Source organism: Microbulbifer maximicatervae (SeqCode), assembly GCF_052468155.1.
Genome location: NZ_CP174335.1, coordinates 1,369,330 through 1,391,061, shown reverse-complemented (window position 1 = coordinate 1,391,061; position 21,732 = coordinate 1,369,330). Strand labels below are relative to the sequence as shown.

General features: G+C 50.2%; 13 protein-coding genes and 1 pseudogene. 4 read left to right on the top strand and 10 right to left on the bottom strand.

The annotated features are described in order from the left end of the window. Positions 1-174: 174 nt before the first annotated feature. Positions 175-660, bottom strand: coding sequence for a hypothetical protein (locus ACJJIY_RS05935; RefSeq protein WP_445359271.1), 486 nt, complete (start codon positions 658-660; stop codon positions 175-177). Between the two features lie 892 nt (positions 661-1,552). Between ACJJIY_RS05935 and ACJJIY_RS05930 the strand changes: the two genes are divergently transcribed. Next, a complete protein-coding gene (locus tag ACJJIY_RS05930; protein WP_445359270.1) occupies positions 1,553-4,591 on the top strand; it encodes a TonB-dependent receptor in 3,039 nt (1,012 codons plus the stop codon). Positions 4,592-5,113: 522 nt separating this feature from the next. On the opposite strand, the gene ACJJIY_RS05925 is transcribed toward ACJJIY_RS05930, so the two are convergent. From ACJJIY_RS05925 to ACJJIY_RS05895, 7 genes are all read right to left on the bottom strand, one after another. Then, positions 5,114-5,578, bottom strand: a complete 465-nt coding sequence (locus tag ACJJIY_RS05925) for a PraA/PraB family alkane oxidation protein activator (RefSeq protein ID WP_413663995.1) — start codon at positions 5,576-5,578, stop codon at positions 5,114-5,116. Positions 5,579-6,714: 1,136 nt separating this feature from the next. Next, entirely contained in the window at positions 6,715-7,362 is a 648-nt protein-coding gene (gene can, locus ACJJIY_RS05920) for a carbonate dehydratase (RefSeq protein ID WP_445359269.1), read from the bottom strand. A gap of 1 nt (position 7,363) precedes the next feature. Further along, positions 7,364-8,188, bottom strand: coding sequence for a peptidylprolyl isomerase (locus ACJJIY_RS05915; RefSeq protein WP_444892523.1), 825 nt, complete (start codon positions 8,186-8,188; stop codon positions 7,364-7,366). A gap of 54 nt (positions 8,189-8,242) precedes the next feature. Beyond that, positions 8,243-8,932, bottom strand: a complete 690-nt coding sequence (narI, locus tag ACJJIY_RS05910) for a respiratory nitrate reductase subunit gamma (RefSeq protein ID WP_282930422.1) — start codon at positions 8,930-8,932, stop codon at positions 8,243-8,245. Positions 8,933-8,936: 4 nt separating this feature from the next. Beyond that, positions 8,937-9,659 (bottom strand): nitrate reductase molybdenum cofactor assembly chaperone, encoded by a 723-nt coding sequence (gene narJ, locus ACJJIY_RS05905; RefSeq protein ID WP_445359268.1) that lies wholly within the window; start codon positions 9,657-9,659, stop codon positions 8,937-8,939. Positions 9,660-9,678: 19 nt separating this feature from the next. Further along, on the bottom strand, positions 9,679-11,226 hold the full coding sequence (narH, locus tag ACJJIY_RS05900) for a nitrate reductase subunit beta (RefSeq protein ID WP_282930424.1): 1,548 nt from the start codon (positions 11,224-11,226) through the stop codon (positions 9,679-9,681). Positions 11,227-11,228: 2 nt separating this feature from the next. Next, positions 11,229-14,999, bottom strand: a complete 3,771-nt coding sequence (locus tag ACJJIY_RS05895; protein WP_444892521.1) for a nitrate reductase subunit alpha — start codon at positions 14,997-14,999, stop codon at positions 11,229-11,231. A gap of 320 nt (positions 15,000-15,319) precedes the next feature. Here ACJJIY_RS05895 and ACJJIY_RS05890 point away from each other — a divergent pair, with 320 nt between their 5' ends. Both ACJJIY_RS05890 and ACJJIY_RS05885 read left to right on the top strand, forming a co-directional pair. Continuing rightward, positions 15,320-17,170 carry a histidine kinase gene (locus ACJJIY_RS05890; protein ID WP_445359267.1) on the top strand — a complete coding sequence of 617 codons (1,851 nt, stop codon included), beginning with the start codon at positions 15,320-15,322 and terminating at the stop codon, positions 17,168-17,170. A gap of 481 nt (positions 17,171-17,651) precedes the next feature. Further along, complete coding sequence (locus ACJJIY_RS05885; protein ID WP_444892519.1) at positions 17,652-18,329, top strand: CHRD domain-containing protein; 678 nt, start codon at positions 17,652-17,654, stop codon at positions 18,327-18,329. A gap of 122 nt (positions 18,330-18,451) precedes the next feature. Here ACJJIY_RS05885 and ACJJIY_RS05880 read toward each other — a convergent pair whose 3' ends face one another. Further along, the gene (locus ACJJIY_RS05880) at positions 18,452-19,651 is read right to left on the bottom strand and encodes an alginate export family protein (RefSeq protein ID WP_445359266.1); all 1,200 of its coding nucleotides are present in this window, start codon (positions 19,649-19,651) and stop codon (positions 18,452-18,454) included. A 376-nt stretch (positions 19,652-20,027) separates the two neighbouring features. Here ACJJIY_RS05880 and ACJJIY_RS05875 point away from each other — a divergent pair, with 376 nt between their 5' ends. Continuing rightward, complete coding sequence (locus ACJJIY_RS05875; protein ID WP_444892517.1) at positions 20,028-20,471, top strand: SRPBCC family protein; 444 nt, start codon at positions 20,028-20,030, stop codon at positions 20,469-20,471. A 201-nt stretch (positions 20,472-20,672) separates the two neighbouring features. Here the strand turns inward: ACJJIY_RS05875 and rtcA are convergent. Continuing rightward, a pseudogene (gene rtcA, locus ACJJIY_RS05870) lies at positions 20,673-21,692 on the bottom strand (RNA 3'-terminal phosphate cyclase). Positions 21,693-21,732 lie beyond the last annotated feature (40 nt).

The following is a 21,732-nucleotide window of genomic DNA, read 5'->3' as shown; positions in this document are numbered from 1 at the left end:
TAGATTTGTTGTTTGTATTACTACTTTCTATGGAATTTGGATAGCTACTCTATTTATCATAGCAAGACTATATTCATCCGGTTTAAGATCAGCGCCATTACAAGTTCCTAATATAAACCTATTAGGAACTTAATAAGGTTGGCATTTAAGTAAACTTAAATATCAGGATTCTGATTATAGCTTTGCCTGCCCCCAAAAGGTTTTGCAGATTGACTTCCAAAGTTTGCCGACTAGATCCTGATTGGAACGAGAGGCAGATTCTACAATTGCTCTATGTAGCTCCTTTTCAGATTCAGTAAATTCGCTTCTATATTTTTCTTCAATCTGTGCATAGGTCAGCCCTTTTGCCTTCATAAACCAAGATAAGAGCTGCCCTAAGTAAGATATTTTTTCTCTTGTTTTTTTCAGCTCATGATTTCTCTGAAGTACAGCGCCCTCACCTAACATCTTCCAAATACCAGCTTCAATCTGTTGAGCTTGCTCTGCAGTAAGCTGCTTATCTTTAGTTGCTTCTTCAAACATTTCATCTGCAAGTGCCTGTACGTTATCTGGCATAGTTGAAAGTGGAACGGAATACTCCCGCTCTCTGGTTTTATAATCTTGGATAACAGCCTGTAATACATAAATTATTGCAGCAATTAGAGTGGTGATAAATTTCATTGTTACGCCTCTATTGGTTGACTATTTTATAAAAGTATTTTGAATTCAAGTTGCTCTTCTAGGAGCCAAGACATATCTATATAGGTTCCCCCTAAAAAGACTGGATTAGGACCCTACTGATGGATTAAGAACGGAAGACATGCACCAGATCAGAGCATAAAAATCACACACCTGAAAAATGCTATAAATTTAATAGATAGAATTTTTACAGAAATTTATTTGATGAGAGATATATCAAGCTCTATAGAATATATATCTAAACTCACCAAATAGAATGACATGCTTTTAATAGAATAAGCTTACCTGGAAAAATATCTGTCAGAGGAAAAACAAACGCCAGAATTTAAATTAAAAATTTTTAAATATTAGAGTGTTATGATTTTTTTGATATTTTCTACCTACTTCAGACAAGGCCATTCTCACTACTAGCATACTTATCTAGTAAGACTTAGGTTTACCAAATAGTAACCACATTTAATTTCCATGCTTCTTTAACGGACAATAAGCTGAATCAAGCTAGACATTAACCTTATGATATCTATGAAAAGCTCTTTCTTTCATATGTTATACAATTCTGTTCTACGTCAACATTCTGTGAGGACTTACATTATATCTACAATGTAAATATGAGATCCTGAAGGTAATTATTTGTTGAAAAATTTCTATTTAATATAGATACCCACCAACCATTTAGGCACGGTTTTCAACGCTCAGACTTCGATTGCGCCCAATTCTTGTGCGTTACTTAGAAAAAGTAAAATTTTTAAACTTCTATATTCTTTTTTATCCCCCCTAATATCTTTTTTTTACGTCTTCAATCTAGTTGGGCCCCAAGGAAGGCAGTTTTGGCCTTGAAAAAAATAATAGTGAGCATAAGAGAGAGAAACTCAGTATGATGATGCGCCTTCGTAAACAAAAAAATTTGATTGCTCAAGCAATCCCCGCCGCAAACCCTAGCGACTATTCAACCCCCTGGTACAGTGTGGCGATTGCCTGTTTGGTAATAAATACTGCATCTGTGGCAGCATTTGCCCAGGAGGGGCAAGGGGACAAGCCCAGTAACTATTCTGGTTCGGCCATTGAAGAAGTTACGGTTACCGCACAGAAAATTGAGGAAAGCATTCAGGATGTGCCTATTGCAGTCTCTGCGCTATCTGGGGATAACATGGATGCTTTAAAGATCGAAGGGGGCAATGAACTGTTGCGAGCCGTTCCCAATGTTAACTTCTCCAAAACAAACTTTAGCTCATACAATTTCTCTATTCGAGGAGTGGGAACTCAGTCAATTTCTGCCAGTAGTGATCCTGCCGTTGCAGTAAGCTTTAATAATGCTTCTTTAATCAGGAATCGTCTGTTTGAGCAGGAATTTTTTGATGTACAGCGGGTAGAAGTTCTGCGTGGCCCTCAGGGCACATTATATGGCCGTAACGCCACTGCTGGTGTGGTTAATATGTTACCAATCATGCCGGAAGATGAATTCGCCTCAGAGATTGAGGTTGAAGTGGGCAATTATAATAGTAAGCGTACCAAGGGTATGTTGAATATACCGCTGGGTGAAACTATGGCTTTCCGCTTTTCTGGAGCCATGACCAAGCGGGATGGCTTTGATTACAATACTTATACCAAGAATGATGTTAACGACCGGGATCTCTACTCCACGCGTGCCATTTTTGAATGGACTCCCAGTGATAAGTTTAATGCTAATTTGATTTGGCAACACTTTGATGAAGATGACAAGCGATCCCGCACTGGCAAGCAGCTTTGTACTACTGACCCCGGTGATGACATGGTCGGAAACACAGAGACAACAAGTCTATCAAAAGGTATGACAAGTCAGGGCTGTTTGCCTGGTTCACTATACAGCGCAGATGCTTTTGATGCACCCAATGGAACGGGGCTCGCCTATATACTTTCAGCAGCGGGGCTGATTGACCCATACCTTTTTGGAGGTAGTTTATCAGACTGGAAAGATCCCTACAGCGGTGTAGAGCAGTCGCGAGATTTACGTGAAATATCTACTAGTTTTGACCCAGTATTTCGTGCGGAAAATGACTTGGTACAGCTGAATTTTGAATGGGCTTTATCTGATACCCTCACCTTTTACTCCCAGTCTACCTATGCTAAGGATGATTACTATTCTTCACAGGATTATAATCGGTTTACCACTGGCGCGGTCTTTAATGACCTAGCAGAAATAGGTGATCAGTGGTCATTGGGCCCCACCCCCGGAGGCATTTATACTGACCCACAACTTGGTCCTTCTGACGGTATTTTAGGAGTTGATATCAGCCGTTCCGATAATGAACAGTGGAGCCAGGAATTCCGGTTGCAGACTGCATTTGATGGGCCCTGGAATTTTTCCTTCGGTGCGAACTACCTGAATTTTGAAACCCAGGATGACTACTTTGTCTTTAATAATATGTTCACCATGATTGCTGAATATGTTTACAGCCGGGGAACAGATGAGGGTGGCAATAATATTCCGATCAATTGCGTTGACCCCACCACAGATTTAGTTAGCTCAGACTGTATATATATCGACCCTAATTCCCTGGAAAATATTGATGAAATGGGACACAACTACTTTCTCAGTCGTAACTTAGTAGATACCCGTTCCTGGGCTGTATTTGGGGAGGCATATTGGCAAATCACGGACGATGTAAAACTTACCACAGGCCTCCGGTATACTGATGACGAAAAAACTACCACCCCTATATCCAGCCAGTTATTACTTGGTACGTATCATGAAGATGGTATTACTGTTCCAGGTAACAGCTCAGGTGGCTATACGCATATGGGATATCCTGAAGGGGAGAAGTTTTCTCAAAGCTGGAAGGAGTATACCGGACGAGCGGTGCTGGACTGGCGAACAGATACCCCCTTTACCGATGATACAATGTTCTATGTTTCTTTTGCTCACGGTTATAAAGGAGGCGGCTCCAACCCACCACGGGCGGAGATTGACCCTGCGCGGGTTCAATATCAGCCACTAGACAACACTTTTGAGCCGGAATTCGTAAATTCCCTTGAATTCGGCACCAAGAATGTTTTGCTGGATGGCCGCCTAAACTTAAACGCAACTGCCTTCTATTACGACTATACCGACTACCAGGTTTCCCAGATTGTTGACCGTATCGCATTAAACGAAAACTTTGATGCAGAAAGTATGGGACTGGAGTTAGAGCTGGCATGGCAAATGACAGAGAGTACCAGGATGAATATGAATGTGGGTTACTTAAGAACCCGCATAGCGGAAGGGGAGGAATCCATAGATGTCATGGATCGTACCCAGGGGAATGAAGATTGGACCGTACTGCGGCCCTCCTTGCAGGTACCTTCCAACTGTATTGCCCCAGTCGAGTATGTTGAAGCTGCTATTGCTTTGGAGCCTATGTTTTTCATGACACCCTTATGGGCATTATGTGCAGGCTCAAAGCAGTGGGGCTCATACTCTGATGCGATTGAAGCTCCCCTAAGATATGATCAAATTTTAGCTCTTTTCGGTTACGATCTGCCCCAATATAACCCGCTAACAGATGCCCCAAATGGCGGGCGTGGTTTTTCTGCTGACCTAAGTGGCAATGAATTACCAAATGCTCCTAAGTTAACGTTTAACTTAGCAGTGGAGCATGTTATTCCCCTTTCGGATTGGGAATTAGCTTTACGTGCAGATTACTATCGACAGTCTGAGAGTTATGCGCGGGTTTATAATACCGAGTATGACCGCTTAAAAGCCTGGGATAACTTCAATGCATCAGCGACCCTTACTCATCCGGAATCAGAATTGCAAATGCAGTTGTATGTGAAGAATATCTTTGATGATACGCCTATCACAAGCGCCTTTACCAATAGCGATGACTCCGGCCTTACCACCAATGTATTTACCCTGGATCCGCGTATTATAGGCTTTAGTCTAAATAAGCGTTTCTAATTTTTATATTTCCAGTAAGACACTAATGGTTCTATAGTGTCTTACTGGTATTTCAGACTGGCTATGCTTGAAAACACCTCCATTTCTAATTTTCTTTTCACTCATATAAATCATCGATCAATCGTATAGCGGGCGGTTGGTGATTGTTTGCTAGGGCTAGCCACACACCTCCCAATTGTACTTTATTTTGGGAATACCCTAGTCTCCCTACATTGTCTTCTTATTTAGACCTAAAGTAACTTTGAGGCGAAATGCAAGTTTATACAATCTATAGACAAATAGTTTGGCAAAAACTATATATCTGTACATTTGGTACATTATTAACGTGCAGAGTTAATGAAGCGAACGGGTAAACTAATGGCAGGCATATTAAAAAAAGAGGATGAGAATTTTTTTTGCAGATAATGATTGATATTTAGAAACAAATATCTTGTTTTTTTATGAATATACCGCCGGGGAAAAAGTAGAGTAGCCAGTACTTTCTGACTACTCTACTTTAGATATTGGCCTTTTAAAGGTTACTTATGGCACGAAAGATGCCTGGGGATTTGTGGAGATAGTACCGGTTATTTTGCAGTCGCTACCAAAACCTACGCTTGGGAGTACCGCGGCATTAAAAGTAATTTCTCCGGTAGATTGGTTAAAACTACCGGTAATATCACCAAAACAATTGCCGGTAATAGCTGCAACAGTTACATCTTTTAGGGTAACGGTATTCCCTGCATTACCTACCAATGTATAGGGCAGATTGGTAAAGCTAACTGACCCACAAAGGAAACCAGTATTCAATGACAAGCTGCCCACAGAGGCGTTACCTGCTGAATTTGTAGTAGAACTACCAGATAGACCACAAGTAAGGTTTATACCCTTAGATACTTTTATATCACCGACATTGGCCAGGCCAATGGTACCTTGGGGAGACCAGGTGTCAGCGGCTGCGCCGGTGCTAACAATTGCCAGGGCGAGCGCGGTAAGGATCTTTTTCATGTTCATTATTTCCTATTTTTAGTAATTAGAATAGGTAGAAGCATGAATACGCTGGGTATTCATCCCTTACGGGTAATGCATCTACATTAATCATCGCTGGAGAAGCAAAAAATTGGGCCCACTTAAACTGCAGTAATATTCAACTTCCAAGTCCTCTTATCTCCACTCCTATAAGACGCTTTTCTTCGTCAGTTCGGAGGGATACAAATTTTGATAAACATGGTATTTGATGCCAGTTTTAGTTATATTTTTTTCGTGAGGATAAATATCGGGAGTGTTTATTAATTTTATGAATTTATAAATTACTTAATGATTTTCATTTATTCGCGAATATATTTATTTATAATAAGTAAGCCACAATCTGGGGGCGTAAAACTCTTTATCTTTGTCTGCTTATCCTTAATTTCTTGTTACTAAATTTGAATAATTTTTAAATATCGAGTCTTAAGTAATCGAAGGTTTTAAGATAAATCTTTTTGTCTCCTATCGATGTTCGAAAATCAGATAGAACTCAGACGATAAAGTGGCATATAAAGTAGCGTTTTAGGAAAAGTAGAGTGCTACGGGGAGCAGCAAGCACAGAATAGTAGAAAGAGAGATTTTAGCGTATAACTCACATATCTAAATTGATGTTCAAATGATCAATTTGATTTTGTACTTCTAAAAGTTGTTCAGCTCGTTCTAGGGTTTAGCCTTCTTTTTTTGCCAACTGATTATCTCCTCACCAAAATCTATCTCTAGCTCTTATTACGCCAGTATCCCGCGATCTTGAGTGCATTGGCTTTATTTCGCAGCTTAAGTAATTCAGGTATTTGAGGGCCCTATCAGTAATAAACCGCTATTTATTTATCATATTAGGGATTTAATCACTGTGTCTTGCACTCAGTGCAGTATTGGGAGTTAGAAGAAATAGAGATAAGCATGGGGCGAACATGTGATTGAGGATAACGGTATTTATGGTTACCCTCTTTGCAGTTTGGAAAGAGACGGCGGTATCGCTCCGCCCCACCTGATGCTGATAGCCGTCTGCTTTAGCAGAAGCCAAGTAGAATCGAACGTAGTATTACTAAAAAATATTTAAACGCAACTGCGCTATTTATACTTATGGTCTCGAAGGGGATAAAGCAGTTATAAACTCACCCCACCTCCTGCACCTCACCATAAACATGATAAATCTCTGGCACCTGACCGCGGTCGTCCATCCGCATTCCCAGATCTCTAATCAGGCCGTCGCGAATATCGTAGATCCAGCCGTGCAGGCTCAGGCGTTGGCCTCGGTCCCAGGCGTGCTGGACTATTTTGGTCATGGCCAGGTTTTGTACCTGCGCCATCACATTTAATTCACAAAGGCGCGCTGAGCGGGATTCTTTATCGAGGGATTCCAGCTCTTGCCGGTGGCGGGCGTAGACATCCTTGATATGGCGCAACCAGTTATCCACCAGGCCACATTCGCTGTGGCCCATGGCGGCCTGTACACCGCCACAACCGTAATGGCCACACACCACCACGTGTTCCACCTTGAGTACTTCTACGGCGTATTGCAGCACCGAGAGGCAATTAAAGTCTGTGTGTACCTCCACGTTGGCGATATTGCGGTGAACGAACAGCTCCCCCGGTGCCATGCCCACAATCTCGTTGGCGGGCACGCGGGAATCGGAGCAGCCGATCCATAAATACTTGGGTACTTGCAGGCGGCTCAGGCGTTGGAAAAACTCCGGGTCCTGTGCCGTCCTATCCTCTGCCCAGGCGCGATTGCGCGCGAACAATTGGCGAATCTCTGCCACCTCAGTGGGCCTCCCCCGATAAATCCAGGCCAGAGATTTGCGCGGCCTGCACCATTTTTTGCAGGTAGTCGCTGGTCATCCGGCGGCGGCGTTTTTCGGTCAGGTATTCCTCGATTCGCTCCGAGACATATTCGTATTCCAGTGGGCGGCCCGGTTCGCATTGCTCCACATAAATCAGGTGCACACCGTAGGGAGTCTCCACGGGTTCCGCTACCAATCCGGTGCCCTGCTCGAACACTGCGCGCTCGAAGGAGGCGACGGTATCACCGCGCCCTACTTGGCCGAGGCTACCACCGGCTTCGGAGGAGGAGCAGGCTGAGTGGGATTGGGCCAAACGAGCGAAAGATTGCAGCGGATTGGAGTCGGCGCGAATCTGTTCCAGCATATTCTCGGCAGCGGTGCGAGCCTTGGCGCAGGCCTCGGAGTCATCCGGTGCAGCCGGGATCAGGATATGGCGTACTTCTGCGAGGGGATCGGAGCGAAACTTGTACGGGTGGGCTTCGAAGTAAGCGCGGCACTCGGCGTCGGTTGCCGGGTTCACCTGTAGCTCGCCTTTTAATAGATCTGAGACTGCGCGATCGAAAGCCTCACTGTGCAAGTCTTCGTCGGCAGCGCAGAGCCCCTGCCCTGCGGCTCGATCCCGTAAAAGCCAGCCGATAACCAGAGCGCGTGCGGCGCAGTAAATTGCCTGACGCGGAGAATCGGCAGGCTGGTACTGCATCTCCTGGTAGATAAGGTCGGCGGGGATTTCAGTTCCGTTGACGGCCACTACCTCGGCCATCTCAAATTCGCCGCCGGCAGCATCAGTGGCCAGTAATGTATTCATGACTCAACTCCACACTGGGCCCGCTCATGGCGGGCCATTTAATAGTTGCAGGGATTAGCGCGCGGCTTTGGCGCGAACTACCTGGTAATTGCGGCGGAAGTACTGCACCGGAACACTCCATACGTGTACCAGGCGGCTGAAGGGGAACAGCAGGAACAGTGTCATGCCGAGGAAAATATGCAGCTTGTAAATGATGTTCACTCCGCTAATCGCGGCAGCTGCACCGGCACCATCTAGCGTGACAATGGACTGAGCCCAAGCCATCAGTTTGAGCATTTCAGCACCGTCCATATGGCCGGCAGATACAACAATACTGATCAGGCCGAGGATCAATTGCGCGTAGAGCATCAGCAGTATGGCCAAGTCCATTTTGGAAGTGGTGGCGCGTACGCGCTTGTTGGTGAGACGGCGCTTAACCAGAATGGTGAGACCGATAAAGCAGATCACCCCGAAGAAACCACCGATCCCCATTGCCATCATCTGTTTGGTGGAAGCTTCAATGCCGAGGAAGTGCCACACTGCCTTGGGTGTGAGTAGGCCGACAAAGTGGCCCGCGAGAATGGCGATCACGCCGATATGGAACAGGTAACTGCCGATGCGTAATTGCTTGCGCTCCAGCAGCTGACTGGAGCCGGTACGCCAGGTGTACTGATCCCGGTCGTAGCGGATCAGGCTACCCACCAGAAATACCGTGAGGGCGACAAAGGGATAAATGGCGAAGAGCAGCGTATTCAGATAGTTCATCTTGTTACTCCTGTGGTGCGGGCTGGGCAGAATTCTGCGCGGCGTTGGCCCAGTTAAGGGGCTGGCCGTCGCGCAGCTGCGTATTGCTGGGCCGCGTTATTGACTGGTCGCAACTGTTGGCGCCGCTAAAGCTAACGGCCTCTTCCTCCCAGATCTTGTCCAGCGCCTCGGGGGTATCGTCACGTTCTTCGTTGGCGACTTCTTCCTTGAGTGCTGTCAGATCGACATATACCCCGGCCATCTGCAAGAGCGCATCCATCAGCAGGTGGTAGGGACTCTCACGCTTGGACAGACGCGCGCTCAACAGGGCTATCACATGGGTAATATCGTGAACCCAGCCGTAGGCTGCTTCCCCCTGGGTGGCACAGAACTCCAAGTAGGTGGGCAGGTAATCCGGCAGTTCGCGCTCATTCAGCTCAAGGCCGGCGCTGCGATAGCGCGCGGTCAGGTCTACCATGGCTTGGCCACGATCACGGGATTCGCCGTGGATATGCTCGAAGATATGCAGGGATACAGCGCGACCGCGCTCGAACAAACCGTCGTATTCGCTCTGCCAATCGAGCGCATCCATACGCTCGTAATGGGAGATAAATGCCAGCAGCTTGTCGCGCAACGGAGCATCCAGATCCTCGGATTCAGCCAACCAGCTGGTCAGCTCATCCAGGTGCGCCACCAGCTCATCGGACGGGTAATCCAGCAGGCGGGCGATCAGGTTTAGTACTTTCATCGGTATTCTCCGCTCGACCTTAGTCGACTACTTTGGCGGGTATTACTTCGCGCACTGCGTGCTGCTTGCCACCGAAAATATTGGTGCTGTCGTTGCCGGTGCTACAGCCGTTGCCGAAGCTGAAACCACAAGAGGACTTCATGTCGTAGGCGTTTTCGGCGTAGGCCTTATGGCTTGAAGGCACCACGAAGCGATCCTCGTAATTGGCCAGTGCCATGTAGCGATACATCTCTTCTACCTGGGCTACGGTCAGGCCAGCCTCTTCCAGCAATTCGCGCTCCTGAATGCCGTCCACATGGATGCCGCGCATATAGGCGCGCATCACAATCATGCGTTCCAGGGCACGGGCCACTGGCTTCTCGTCGCCGGCGGTGAGCAGGTTGGCCAGGTATTGCAGCGGGATACGCAGGGTGGAGAGATCGGGGATCTCGGCGCCGCGACCCACGGTAACGGTTTCCACTTGGCCGGCCTGTACTGCGTTCTGGATCGGAGACAGGGGCGGCACGTACCAAACCATGGGCAGGGTGCGGTATTCCGGGTGCAGCGGCAGGGCGATCTGCCAGTCGATAGCCATCTTGTACACCGGAGATTTCTGCGCAGCTTCGAGCCAGGCTTCGGGGATACCTTCGGCGCGGGCAGCTTCCTGGACCTTGGGATCGCTGGGGTCGAGGAAGATATCGCACTGGGCTTGGTAGAGCGCTTTTTCGTCTTCTACAGAAGCGGCTTCCTCGATGCGGTCTGCGTCATAGAGCAGTACGCCCAGGTAGCGGATACGGCCCACACAGGTCTCGGAGCAGATGGTTGGCTGACCCGCCTCGATACGTGGGTAACAGAAGATACACTTCTCAGATTTACCGGTTTTCCAGTTGTAGTAGATCTTCTTGTAGGGGCAGGCGGATACGCACATGCGCCAGCCGCGACATTTGTCCTGATCGATCAGAACAATACCGTCCTCTTCGCGCTTGTAGATGGCACCGCTGGGGCACGCAGAAACACAGGCCGGGTTGAGGCAGTGTTCGCACAGGCGCGGCAGGTACATCATGAAGGTGTTTTCAAATTCACCGTAAATGTCGGCCTGCACCTGCTCGAAGTTTTTGTCCTTTTTACGCTTCTCGAATTCGGTGCCGAGAATCTCTTCCCAGTTGGGCCCCCATTCGATTTTTTCCATGCGCTCGCCAGTGATCAGCGAGCGCGGGCGGGCTACCGGTTGGTGTTTCTGCTCCGGTGCCTTGTGCAGGTTCTGGTAGTCGAAATCGAACGGCTCGTAGTAGTCGTCAATCTCCGGCATATCCGGGTTGCCAAACAGGTTGGCTAGTACGCGGTGCTTGCCACCGATCTTCGGCTGCAATTTACCGTTCTTCTTGCGGGTCCAGCCGCCGTTCCATTTGTCCTGGTTCTCCCACTCTTTGGGGTAGCCAACACCGGGTTTGGTCTCGACGTTATTGAACCAGGCGTATTCAACCCCCTCGCGGGAGGTCCACACATTTTTACAGGTCACCGAGCAGGTGTGACAGCCGATACATTTATCGAGGTTCAGCACCATGCCTATCTGGGCTCTAACTTTCATTGCTACACCTCCTCTCGCGTCGGCTCTTTGACGTCTTCGCCATCCAGCCAATCGACCTTGTTCATTTTCCTGACCACCACAAATTCATCCCGGTTACAGCCCACAGTGCCGTAGTAGTTGAAGCCGTAGGACTGCTGGGCGTAGCCACCGATCATATGGGTGGGTTTCATCACCGCGCGGGTTACGGAGTTGTGGATACCGCCCCGGGTGCCGGTGGTTTCCGCTCCCGGTGTATTCACGATGCGCTCCTGGGCGTGATACATCATGGCCATACCGTCGGGCACTCGTTGAGATACCACTGCGCGGGCAGCAATGGCGCCGTTGACGTTGAAGATTTCGATCCAATCGTTGTCTTCAATACCTGCCAACTTGGCGTCGTACTCACTCATCCAAACGATGGGTCCACCACGGGACAGGGTGAGCATCAGCAGGTTGTCGGAGTAGGTGCTGTGGATGCCCCACTTTTGGTGCGGGGTGATCCAGTTCAGCAGGATCTCCTTGTTACCGTTGGGCTTCTGGTTCAACACCGGTTGCACGGTTTTCAGGTTGATCGGCGGCTTGTACACACACATGTTCTCGCCGAAGTCACGCATCCACTCGTGATCCTGGTAGAACTGCTGGCGGCCGGTGATGGTGCGCCAGGGGATCAACTCGTGCACATTGGTGTAGCCGGCGTTGTAGCTCACATGCTCATCTTCCAGGCCAGACCAGGTGGGCGAGGAGATAATCTTGCGGGGCTGTGCCACGATATCGGCGAAGCGAATTTTTTCGTCTTCCTTGGGCTTGGCCAAATGGGTGTGATCGCGACCGGTAATCTCACCGAGGGCTTCCCAGGCCTTCACGGCTACCTGGCCGTTGGTTTCAGGGGCCAGTGAAAGAATCATTTCGGCAGCATCTACCGCACTGTCGATACGGGCGCGGCCATCGCGAGCAGTTTCGTCTTTCCAAGTGCGATTGAGCTTCTTGAGGAAGTCCACCTCATCGTCAGTGTTCCAGCTGATGCCCTTACCGCCGTTGCCGAGTTTCTCCAGCAGCGGGCCGATAGAGGTAAAGCGGTTGTAGGTGTTGGGGTAGTCGCGCTCCACCTCAATCATGCTCGGCGCGGTAACACCGGGGATCAGGTCGCACTCGCCTTTCCACCAAGCCTGTACACCGAACGGCTGGGCGATTTCTCCGGGGGTATCGTGGTGGATCGGCAGAGTCACCAGATCCTTTTCCACCCCCAGGTGGCCATCGGTCAGATTGGAGAATTCCTTCGCTATGCCTTTGAAAATTTCCCAATCACTTCGCGCTTCCCAGGCCGGGTCCACCGCCTTGGTGAGCGGGTGAATAAAGGGGTGCATGTCTGAGGTATTGAGGTCGTCTTTCTCATACCAGGTGGCCGTCGGCAATACGATGTCGGAGTAAAGACAGGTGGTGGACATACGGAAGTCCAGTGTCACCAGCAGATCCACTTTGCCCTCACTGGGGGCGTCATGCCAGGCCACATCTTCTGGTTTTTTGCCGCCTTCTTCACCCAGGTCTTTGCCCATCAAACCATGCTTGGTACCGAGCAGATGGCGCAGCATGTACTCGTGGCCCTTACCAGAAGAGCCGAGCAGGTTGGAGCGCCAGATAAACATATTGCGCGGGAAGTTCTGCGGGTTATCCGGGTCCTGGTTGGCGAACTTGAGCGCACCGCGCTTGAGCTGTTGCACCGTGTAGTCTTTGGCAGACATACCGGCGGCGGCGGCATCTTTAGTCAGTTGCAGAGGGTTGATCCCCAGCTGCGGCGCGGAGGGCAACCAGCCCATGCGCTCGGCGCGGCTGTTGTAGTCGATGATGGAAGCCTGCCACTTGCTCTTGTCGGCCAGCGGCGAAACCACTTCATCCATCTCCAACTTCTCATAGCGCCATTGGCTGGCGTGGTTATAGAAGAAGGAGGTACCGTTCATATGGCGCGGTGGACGCTGCCAGTCGAGACCGAACGCGAGTGGGGTCCAGCCGGTCTGCGGACGCAGTTTTTCCTGCCCCACATAGTGGGCCCAACCACCGCCGCTCTGGCCGATACAACCGCACATCATCAGCATATTGATGATCCCGCGGTAGTTCATATCCATGTGGTACCAGTGGTTGAGTCCGGCACCCAGAATTACCATGGAGCGTCCACGGGTCTTGTCGGCGGTGTTGGCAAACTCACGGGCAACCTGGATGACATTCTCACGACGACAACCGGTCACCTTTTCCTGCCAGGCGGGTGTGTAGGGCTTGTCTTCGTCGTAGCTCTGAGCACAGTTGGGGTCGTCGAGGCCGTGCTCGACACCGTAGTTCGCCAGGGTCAGGTCGTAGACGCTGGCTACTTTTAGAATCTCGCCATCTTTGTTTTGAACAAGCTTCACCGGCACCTTGTAGTCTATCACTTCATCGTGTTCGGTATGCTGGAAGTAGTTGTGCTCGTGGGTCTGGCCACCGAAATAGGGGAAGGCGACCTGGGCGATTTCATCGGCGCAGTCTTTAAGGCTGAGCTTCAGCTCCAATTCTTCGCCACTGCGACCATCGCGCTGTTCAATATTCCACTTGCCACGGCCTTCTTTCGCTGAGGGCTCTCCCCAGCGATAACCCATGGAGCCCTGAGGGGAAACCAGCTGGCCATCGTGATTAACACCGATAGTTTTCCATTCCGGGTTGTTATCCTGGCCGAGGTTGTCCGCCAGGTCAGAAGCGCGCAGGAATCGGCCCTGTACCAGCTTGCCGTCGCGCTCTTCCAGGGTCACCAACATCGGCATATCGGTGGTGGTGCGCACATACTCGGTGAAGTAGGCGCTGGGTTTGTCGACGTGGAATTCTTTCAGGATCACATGGCCGAAGGCCATCGCCAGAGCCGCATCGGTACCCTGGCGCGGTGCCAGCCAGGTGTCGCCAAACTTGGAGCACTCTGAGTAGTCAGGGGTGACCACACAGGTTTTGGCGCCCTTGTAACGCACTTCACTGAGGAAATGCGCATCCGGGGTACGGGTTTGAGGCACATTGGAGCCCCATACGATCAGGTAGTTGGAGTTGTACCAGTCGGCGGACTCCGGCACGTCGGTTTGCTCACCCCAGACCTGCGGTGAGGCGGGCGGCAGGTCGCAGTACCAGTCGTAGAAACTCAGACAGTTGCCGCCGATCAGAGACAGATAACGAGCACCAGCGGCGTAGGAAACCATGGACATGGCGGGAATCGGCGAGAAGCCGGTCACCCGGTCGGGACCGTATTTCTTTGTGGTGTAGACGTTGGAAGCGGCAATCAGCTCGTTGACTTCATCCCACTTGATCCGCACAAAGCCGCCCATACCGCGACGCTCTTTGTAGGACTGCGCCTTGGCCGGGTCTTCGACAATACTGGCCCAGGCCTCCACCGGATCGCTGTGTCTCAACTTGGCTTCGCGCCAGAGTTTTACCAGACGTTTGCGGATCTTCGGGTACTTGAGGCGGTTGGCCGAGTACATATACCAGGAGTAGCTGGCACCACGGGGGCAGCCACGAGGCTCGTGGTTGGGCAGGTCCGGGCGGGTGCGCGGGTAGTCGGTCTGCTGGGTTTCCCATGTGACCAGGCCGTCTTTGACGTAGATCTTCCAGCTGCAAGAGCCGGTACAGTTCACCCCGTGGGTGGAGCGCACAATCTTGTCGAACTGCCAGCGACGACGGTAGCCATCTTCCCAGCTGCGGTCGTCATTCGTCTTTTCCCCGTGTCCTCCGGAAAAGGGCTCTTTTTGTTTCTTCAGATATTTCAGTCGGTCCAGGAAATGGCTCATGCGGTACTCCCAGGGCATCGGCATGCGGTTAAAGCATCGGTTTACCGGAAATATAAAAGGGAGGGACGGCAGGATCACCTGACCAAAAAGGGGTAGAAAAGGGACGAAATACCCCCGAATAGGTAGGGAAACGGCATCAGTGGGCCGTTATGGTGGAGCCCTATCCCAGCAATAACAGGGCCTCTGTGTAAAAAACAGGCGCCAGGTTAAATTATGTGCAAAACTGGCGATCTTTAGTGGTACCCACAACTTTGTGCGCCAATGGACGGCACAATAGAGATCAGCCATCCACAACCGCCCCAGGGCGAAGTGAATCCGATATGCTGAACCGAATTCGACAGTCCATCGTCTACCGCATCGGCACCCTGATGCTACTCACTGTGCTGGTAGCACTGAGCTCTATGGTGGCGTCCTATATTATCTCCGATGCCGCCGAAAACGATGCCGCTGCCGTTAACCTGGCAGGCTCATTGCGGGCTATGAACTACCGACTTGCGGCCACTGCTCCCTCTGGGGATGTCGAAGCCACGGCTGAGTTGGCAGACGAGGTGACCGCACGCCTGACCCGGGTACTCAGCATTTCCGACTTCACTGCCAGCGATAACCTGCCCGCAGCGCGCAATTACCGCAAGGTAATCGAAAGCTGGGAGGGAGAAATCCGCCCACTGCTGGAGTCCATTGCCGCCGGGCGCACTTCTATGGACTCCTTGCAGTTAGCCAACCGTCTGGAGCCCTTTATCGGTGATGTGGATACACTGGTGTTCGATTATCAGACCATCGCCGAGGAAAAAATAAGCCTGCTGCGTTTGGTGCAGGTGGGCTCACTGTTTGCCATTGTGACCCTGGTGTATCTCTCCCTGTGCATACTGCACCGCTCTGTGGAGCAGCCTCTCAAGCAGCTGACCAATCGCTCCCTGAGCATCGCCCAGGGAGACTTCAACCAAAACCGCCTGGAGATTAACAGCGAAGACGAACTGGGGGTTTTAGCGCGCACCATCAATTATATGAGCGATGAAATTCACGCGACCCACCGGGATCTTGCCCATCGCGTGGAGTTAAAAACCTCACAGTTGCAGAAGAGCCACGAAGCGCTGGACTTCCAGTACCGTTTGGCTCGGCGGATCAGCGAGGGTCCGCTTTCGGGAGCGGAATTGGGCCAGTGGCTGGGAGAGTTCGCCAATGTCGCCAGCCTGGACAACCTGGATCTGTGCCTGATGACCCCGGAGGGCGAAGCGCCCTACGAGCATCTGGTACAGGGGCTCGGCAACACTCAGTGCACGGGTAGTGAATGCCATATCTGTGTAAACACCTGCGGCCCCTCTGATGAAGACCAACAGCGCGTGTACCGATTCCCACTGGAAGTGGACAAACGCAATTACGGCGTACTCACCTGCACCCTGCCCCGAGGTGAGAGCCTTGATGAAGAACAGCAGCAGCGCTTGGCTACCTTTGCCGACAGTGTCACTGCGGCCATCGCCATCAACGAGCGGGAGGCACAGGAGCGCCGTGTTGCCCTACTGGACGAGCGCGCAATCATCGCCCGGGAGCTACACGATTCCCTGGCCCAATCCCTGTCCTATCTGAAAATTCAGGTTACCCGACTCAACCGCGCCAATCGCAGTGAGCAGGTGGACAAGTCCAAGGTAGAGGAGATTATTACCGAGCTGAAAGAGGGCCTGGATTCCTCTTACCGCCAGCTGCGCGAACTGCTCACCACCTTCCGACTGCAAATAGGTCCCGGCGGCCTGCGCAGTATCCTGGAGCAATCTATCCTCGCTTACCGGGAGCAGCACCCGCAAATTAATGTGCTGCTGGATTACCATCTGGACGAAGTGCCCCTAACACCCCACGAGGAAATTCACCTGTTACAACTGGTGCGCGAAGCCTCGCAAAACGCTGTGTACCACTCCCAGGGCGACATGGTGCAGATCAGCCTGACCCAGGCCGACAACCACTCCCTCAATGTACGCATCCTCGACAACGGCATCGGTATCAGCAACGCGCCGGAGAAACGCAATCACTTCGGTATGTCGATCATGCAAGAGCGCGCCAGCAACCTGAATGGCAATCTGAATATCCGCCGCCGCGGCGAAGGGGGCACCGAAGTGCGCTTCAACTTTATTCCCCTCTACGCCCGCGAGCGGGAATTGGTGTGGAAAGACGTGGGGTGATAACTCTCTACCTTTATGGAAGATCACGTGGGGCGAGCAAATTATTGCCGCCCCTATTTTTCGAAATCCGCCAGTATCTTTATTACTAAAAAGGGAGAAGGAGAGAATACACCGCGCTCGGGACCCTATGAGGCATGGATGCCGATTAGGAGCTTACAGGGATGTATTCACTGCGTGTCTCGAGTGCGGTGTATTCTTTCCTTCCACCCCAGTAGTAACTATCTTCAACGACCTTATTACCTACCCAAACGCTCTTCCATCCTGAAGCTCCTCCAACACCCAAGTAGCTATCGTCAAAAATTCTGACTCTTAAATTGACCCCCAAGGGCCAACCGCGAGCCCATATGCTACAAGTACTTATCGCTAGCCTATCCCGTGATTCACACCGATGACATTGGTGAATATCAGCCTCCTCGATGGCCTGGCATCCAACCATTCCATCAAGCAATGACTATATCGATTTAATAGAGAGGAGAGGTTTATGAAACTGAGTTCATTGCCCAGAGCCACTTTCTTAATGTTGGCAGTATTTCTGCTGGCTTATTCTGCATTCACGGTTTCCGATAGCCATAACAAAAAAGAGAAAGATCCATCAGCTGCCAAGCATGGGGCTGGTGGTGAGAAAGCCTGGTCCAAAGCGGGCAATGACAAAATGTTCACCATCTTTAAATCTGACTTAACCACCGCTAATGAGAATATGCTCGGAAAGAAGGTGAATCCGCAAACCCCCAAAGATGCTGATGGATTCTTCATTGGCGCCTACGACAAACAGTCACATATGCTGCACTTTATGGTTGGCTACAGCGATCTATCAAAGGGCGGGGTGGCAATGTCGCACTTCCATATGCAATGTGCAGGCGATGGCAAAGAGCCCCCTATTTGCAAGCCGGGTAAACCCAGTGGCCCGATTATTCAAACCATCTGCGGAATGCCCAATCATCCGGGTATGGTTCCCGACTGGCCCGAGACTAAAACTGACAAAGGCAAGCACGGCTTGGCAAAAAAATGTGCTGAAGGCACCAGTGGATATATTATGGGTAAATGGATGGTGGAGGAGCCCTATCGCAAGGCGTTAATGGATGGGAAGGTCTTTGTTAACTTGCATACCCAGCTGGACCCCAAGGGTGAGGTTTCCGGCCTGTTAACAATGGACAAGTAGATTGTAAATTTACTGACGCGTCTATAAGCCAAAATTTACTGCTGAGACAAGAAAAAGCTGGGCTTCGTTATGTAGAAACCCAGCTTTTTTATATCTACCTGAAAATTGTTAATTAACAAAAATCAGAATTTTGCTGTAAGCATCAACCAGAGCTTATCGGTATCCTCACTGTATTCATCTGCATCGTAAGCAGCATACTTTACCAACGCTGAGAAATATTCATTAAACTCGTGACCGTAACTGATATTCCACTCAGTCCCGTAATCTGCTGAACCTTCATTGGCCTCAAAACTGTGGTAAGTAATTCCCAAATCTCCCCCGGCAAGCGCCAAGCTGGCACCGAGATATAAATCTTTAACACCATCTGCTGGAGTTTCAATGAACTTATCTGTGTAGCCTTGGAATTTGTGTAGTGTCGCCAGTGGTGTGCTAAAACCCACACCGTCGTCAGAACCCAGAACTTCATAACCCAACTTGCCTTTTACCGGCCCCAATGGTGCGGCAACTTCAGCAAGATAATAATCGGCTGCAAAGTTACTGGGATTATTGCCGATATCCTCCTGGCGGGCATAACTCAGCTGAGTTTCAAACAGGCCAAAATCTCCCCGGTAAGCGGCACCGAAAGTACGGGATGAGAATCTCTCAGCGTTATCCAGGTCCAAGTTGTAGAAGAAGGCAGTTAACTTATGCGCTTCTACCAGTGGATAGCTGGCATGAAACAGTTGAATATCCCCATCCAGGTCCGATAAGTCACTGTCTTCACCAAAAATACGGTTTACGTTGTAGATATAGCTGTAATCCAGCTGTAACTCCCCTTCCCCGCCAAATTGGTAACGCAGGCCGTCATATGTCTGTTCATTCTGGCGCCAGCCCACACCACCGACAAAACGCTGATCATCCAGGTTAATGCGCTGTCGACCAGCAATCACCATAGAGTTAAAACCACTGTACTTTAAGTAAGCTTGATTAACCTCTGTGCCCTGGGGGTCGGCAACCACGGGGTGCTCGGTATTGCCATTCACGGTGGAATTGTAATTGTCGTTGCCAATTTCACTAATGTTATCCACTTCAAAAAACGCATCAAAACCACGGTAACTGCCACTGGTCCAATTCAGTCGGGTTCTCAAGGTTGAGGCGATAGCAACATCGTCCATATTGTCCTGATCAACATTTTCTATCCGGTAGCGAAGATTTACCCCCGCCTGCCCTGAAGTCAGTGCATCAGTGAGTGTGGCGCTTTCATTCTCTGCTGCAATTCCCTGAGAGCCGGAAATGCCAAGGATGATGGCCGCGATTACGGTGGACAATTTTTGTTGTTTCATTCGCCGTTCCTTTGCAAAAATATTTTGTGCGGAAGGCAACTGCACAAATATGATCGAAACTATTACCGATCACAGCAGTTATCCCAGTGCGAGTGAATTATGCAGGCGGAGTACCCAGCGATTTATTGATGTATATCAGATTGATGTCTCGCTTTTAGAAAGATTTACTGGAGGCTTATGAATAAAAATTTCTTACGGGAAAAAATATTGATTAAGCGCAATTAAAAAAAAGGTGGCGGCTACTAACAAAAAACGTAAAAGGTTTCATATTTACCAGAAAAATTAATGGGCTTAAAAAACTTGTGAAAGTAATGCCAGCTGCTAAAAGTTATATTCAAATTCGCTCCAGCAATGAAAACAAAAAGGAAAGACAATCATGCCTGACTACACCACCTCTTTCTTAAGCCCTGTCACTCAGGAAGAAGCTTACCGGGCAGTTGCTGAAAAGATGTCCCAATGGTGGACGCCAACTAGCGGCCCTTTCCTGGCAGTGGGTGATACCGCCAAGACCGGATTTGGCGGTGAGTCCTACTGGGTGTTTCGCGCCAAAGCTTTGGTGCCGCAGAAGTTAATCGAACTTGAGTGTGTAGAGTCTTATATGGTTTCTGAGCAGGTTGATGATCCCCAAGAGTGGCAAGGCAGTACTCTTCGCTTTGAATTTGCTAGCGAACCCGGTGGTACCCGCCTCACCTTTACCCATATCGGTCTCTCGCCGGAGATGAAATGCTGGAAGATGTGCAAAAGCGGATGGGATTACTATTTGCCAGGAAGTCTTCAGGATTACCTCAAAGATGGGACTGGCAAACCAAATAGCTATTAGTGAGGTAAACGTGCCCCGCAAATGCGGGGAACAAAAGGTGTGAAAGCAGGGCTTTTAATCGCCTTCCGGTTTACCGCTGCATCTACAGAGAACACTAAAACTCTAACCTATTGTTTTTAAAAAATTTTTCGACGGCTTTGGCAATATCTCAGGGCTGGGGCAACCCAGCCCCTTGTACCTAACATCGGGCTTTCTTTTCTCTTAGCAGTTCTCAACCACTACTCGCCACTGATCCTCTCCCACTTGGTTCAAATCGATGGTCACTCCTGTTATATGACGCACAACTTCGATATTGGTCAAGAGGTGGAGGCTCGGCTTCAGGCTAGTGAAGCTTCCACCGGCCCCCAGCACCAATGGGAGTATTAGCTGGTCGGCCAGATGTTCGCCCACTGGCACGCCGGCGTGCATATAGCGCTGCATCTGCCGAATCGCACGATCGGCAACGCGCTCAGCGCTAACACCCTGCTCCCCCATAGCCTCAAACACCTCAGTCACTTGCTGGGATCGCAGACGCAGGGAAAGTACATTGCCAGGCCCTTGGGACTTCACCTGCCTTTGATGCAGACGCTCCGATCGCCATTCGCACTTCTTACGTACCTGCGCCAACTCCCGCTGGGCCACATGAGCAGGAATATGGGCCGAGGTCGCCACAGCTTCAGCATCCAGAAGTTCACCCCGCTCTGTCAGCTCCAGTTTTGACCACTGCGATAGCGGCTGGATACGTGTGCGCCATGAGCCACCCCCGGCAGGGTAGAAACCATAATCATCCAGGACCACTTCCACGCCGGCGCCCATACGAGCCAATAGGGGCAAATATGCCTAGGCTATAAAATCAAAGCTGGGAGCCTTTTTATTGTGAGTGCCGCCTTCAAGACACAGCTCACTGACACCATCGGACAATAACAGCGGTAGCAAGACGGTTTGAAACACCAAACTGGTACTACCGGCCGAGCCAATAGGAAAGTGGTATTTACCGGGACGCACTTTTCCCGGTGCAAAAGTTATTTCCGAAGCACCCAATTGTTCGCCGCTAACTTCGGCATGGCTAATTGCTTTGGCTGCTCGCAAGCAGGCTAGGTGCTGGCGCAACAAACCGGGTTTTTTACGACCCGCTCGAATATTCTTAATTCGAACCGGTACTCCCAAACAAACAGACAAAGTGAGGGAAGTCCGCAAAATCTGTCCGCCGCCCTCCCCCTGGGCGCCGTCTATCTCAATCACTGTTTAATTCCTTAAAATTTACATCTTTTTTTGGTGAGTG

Bases quoted from the DNA above. Each gene is read 5' to 3' on its own strand.
- ACJJIY_RS05885 (WP_444892519.1), top strand. From the start codon at position 17,652: ATGAAACTGAGTTCATTGCCCAGAGCCACTTTCTTAATGTTGGCAGTA.
- ACJJIY_RS05930 (WP_445359270.1), top strand. From the start codon at position 1,553: ATGATGATGCGCCTTCGTAAACAAAAAAATTTGATTGCTCAAGCAATC.
- ACJJIY_RS05895 (WP_444892521.1), bottom strand. From the start codon at position 14,999: ATGAGCCATTTCCTGGACCGACTGAAATATCTGAAGAAACAAAAAGAG.
- ACJJIY_RS05890 (WP_445359267.1), top strand. From the start codon at position 15,320: ATGCTGAACCGAATTCGACAGTCCATCGTCTACCGCATCGGCACCCTG.
- ACJJIY_RS05875 (WP_444892517.1), top strand. From the start codon at position 20,028: ATGCCTGACTACACCACCTCTTTCTTAAGCCCTGTCACTCAGGAAGAA.
- narI (WP_282930422.1), bottom strand. From the start codon at position 8,932: ATGAACTATCTGAATACGCTGCTCTTCGCCATTTATCCCTTTGTCGCC.
- ACJJIY_RS05925 (WP_413663995.1), bottom strand. From the start codon at position 5,578: ATGAAAAAGATCCTTACCGCGCTCGCCCTGGCAATTGTTAGCACCGGC.
- narH (WP_282930424.1), bottom strand. From the start codon at position 11,226: ATGAAAGTTAGAGCCCAGATAGGCATGGTGCTGAACCTCGATAAATGT.
- narJ (WP_445359268.1), bottom strand. From the start codon at position 9,659: ATGAAAGTACTAAACCTGATCGCCCGCCTGCTGGATTACCCGTCCGAT.
- ACJJIY_RS05935 (WP_445359271.1), bottom strand. From the start codon at position 660: ATGAAATTTATCACCACTCTAATTGCTGCAATAATTTATGTATTACAG.
- ACJJIY_RS05915 (WP_444892523.1), bottom strand. From the start codon at position 8,188: ATGAATACATTACTGGCCACTGATGCTGCCGGCGGCGAATTTGAGATG.
- ACJJIY_RS05880 (WP_445359266.1), bottom strand. From the start codon at position 19,651: ATGAAACAACAAAAATTGTCCACCGTAATCGCGGCCATCATCCTTGGC.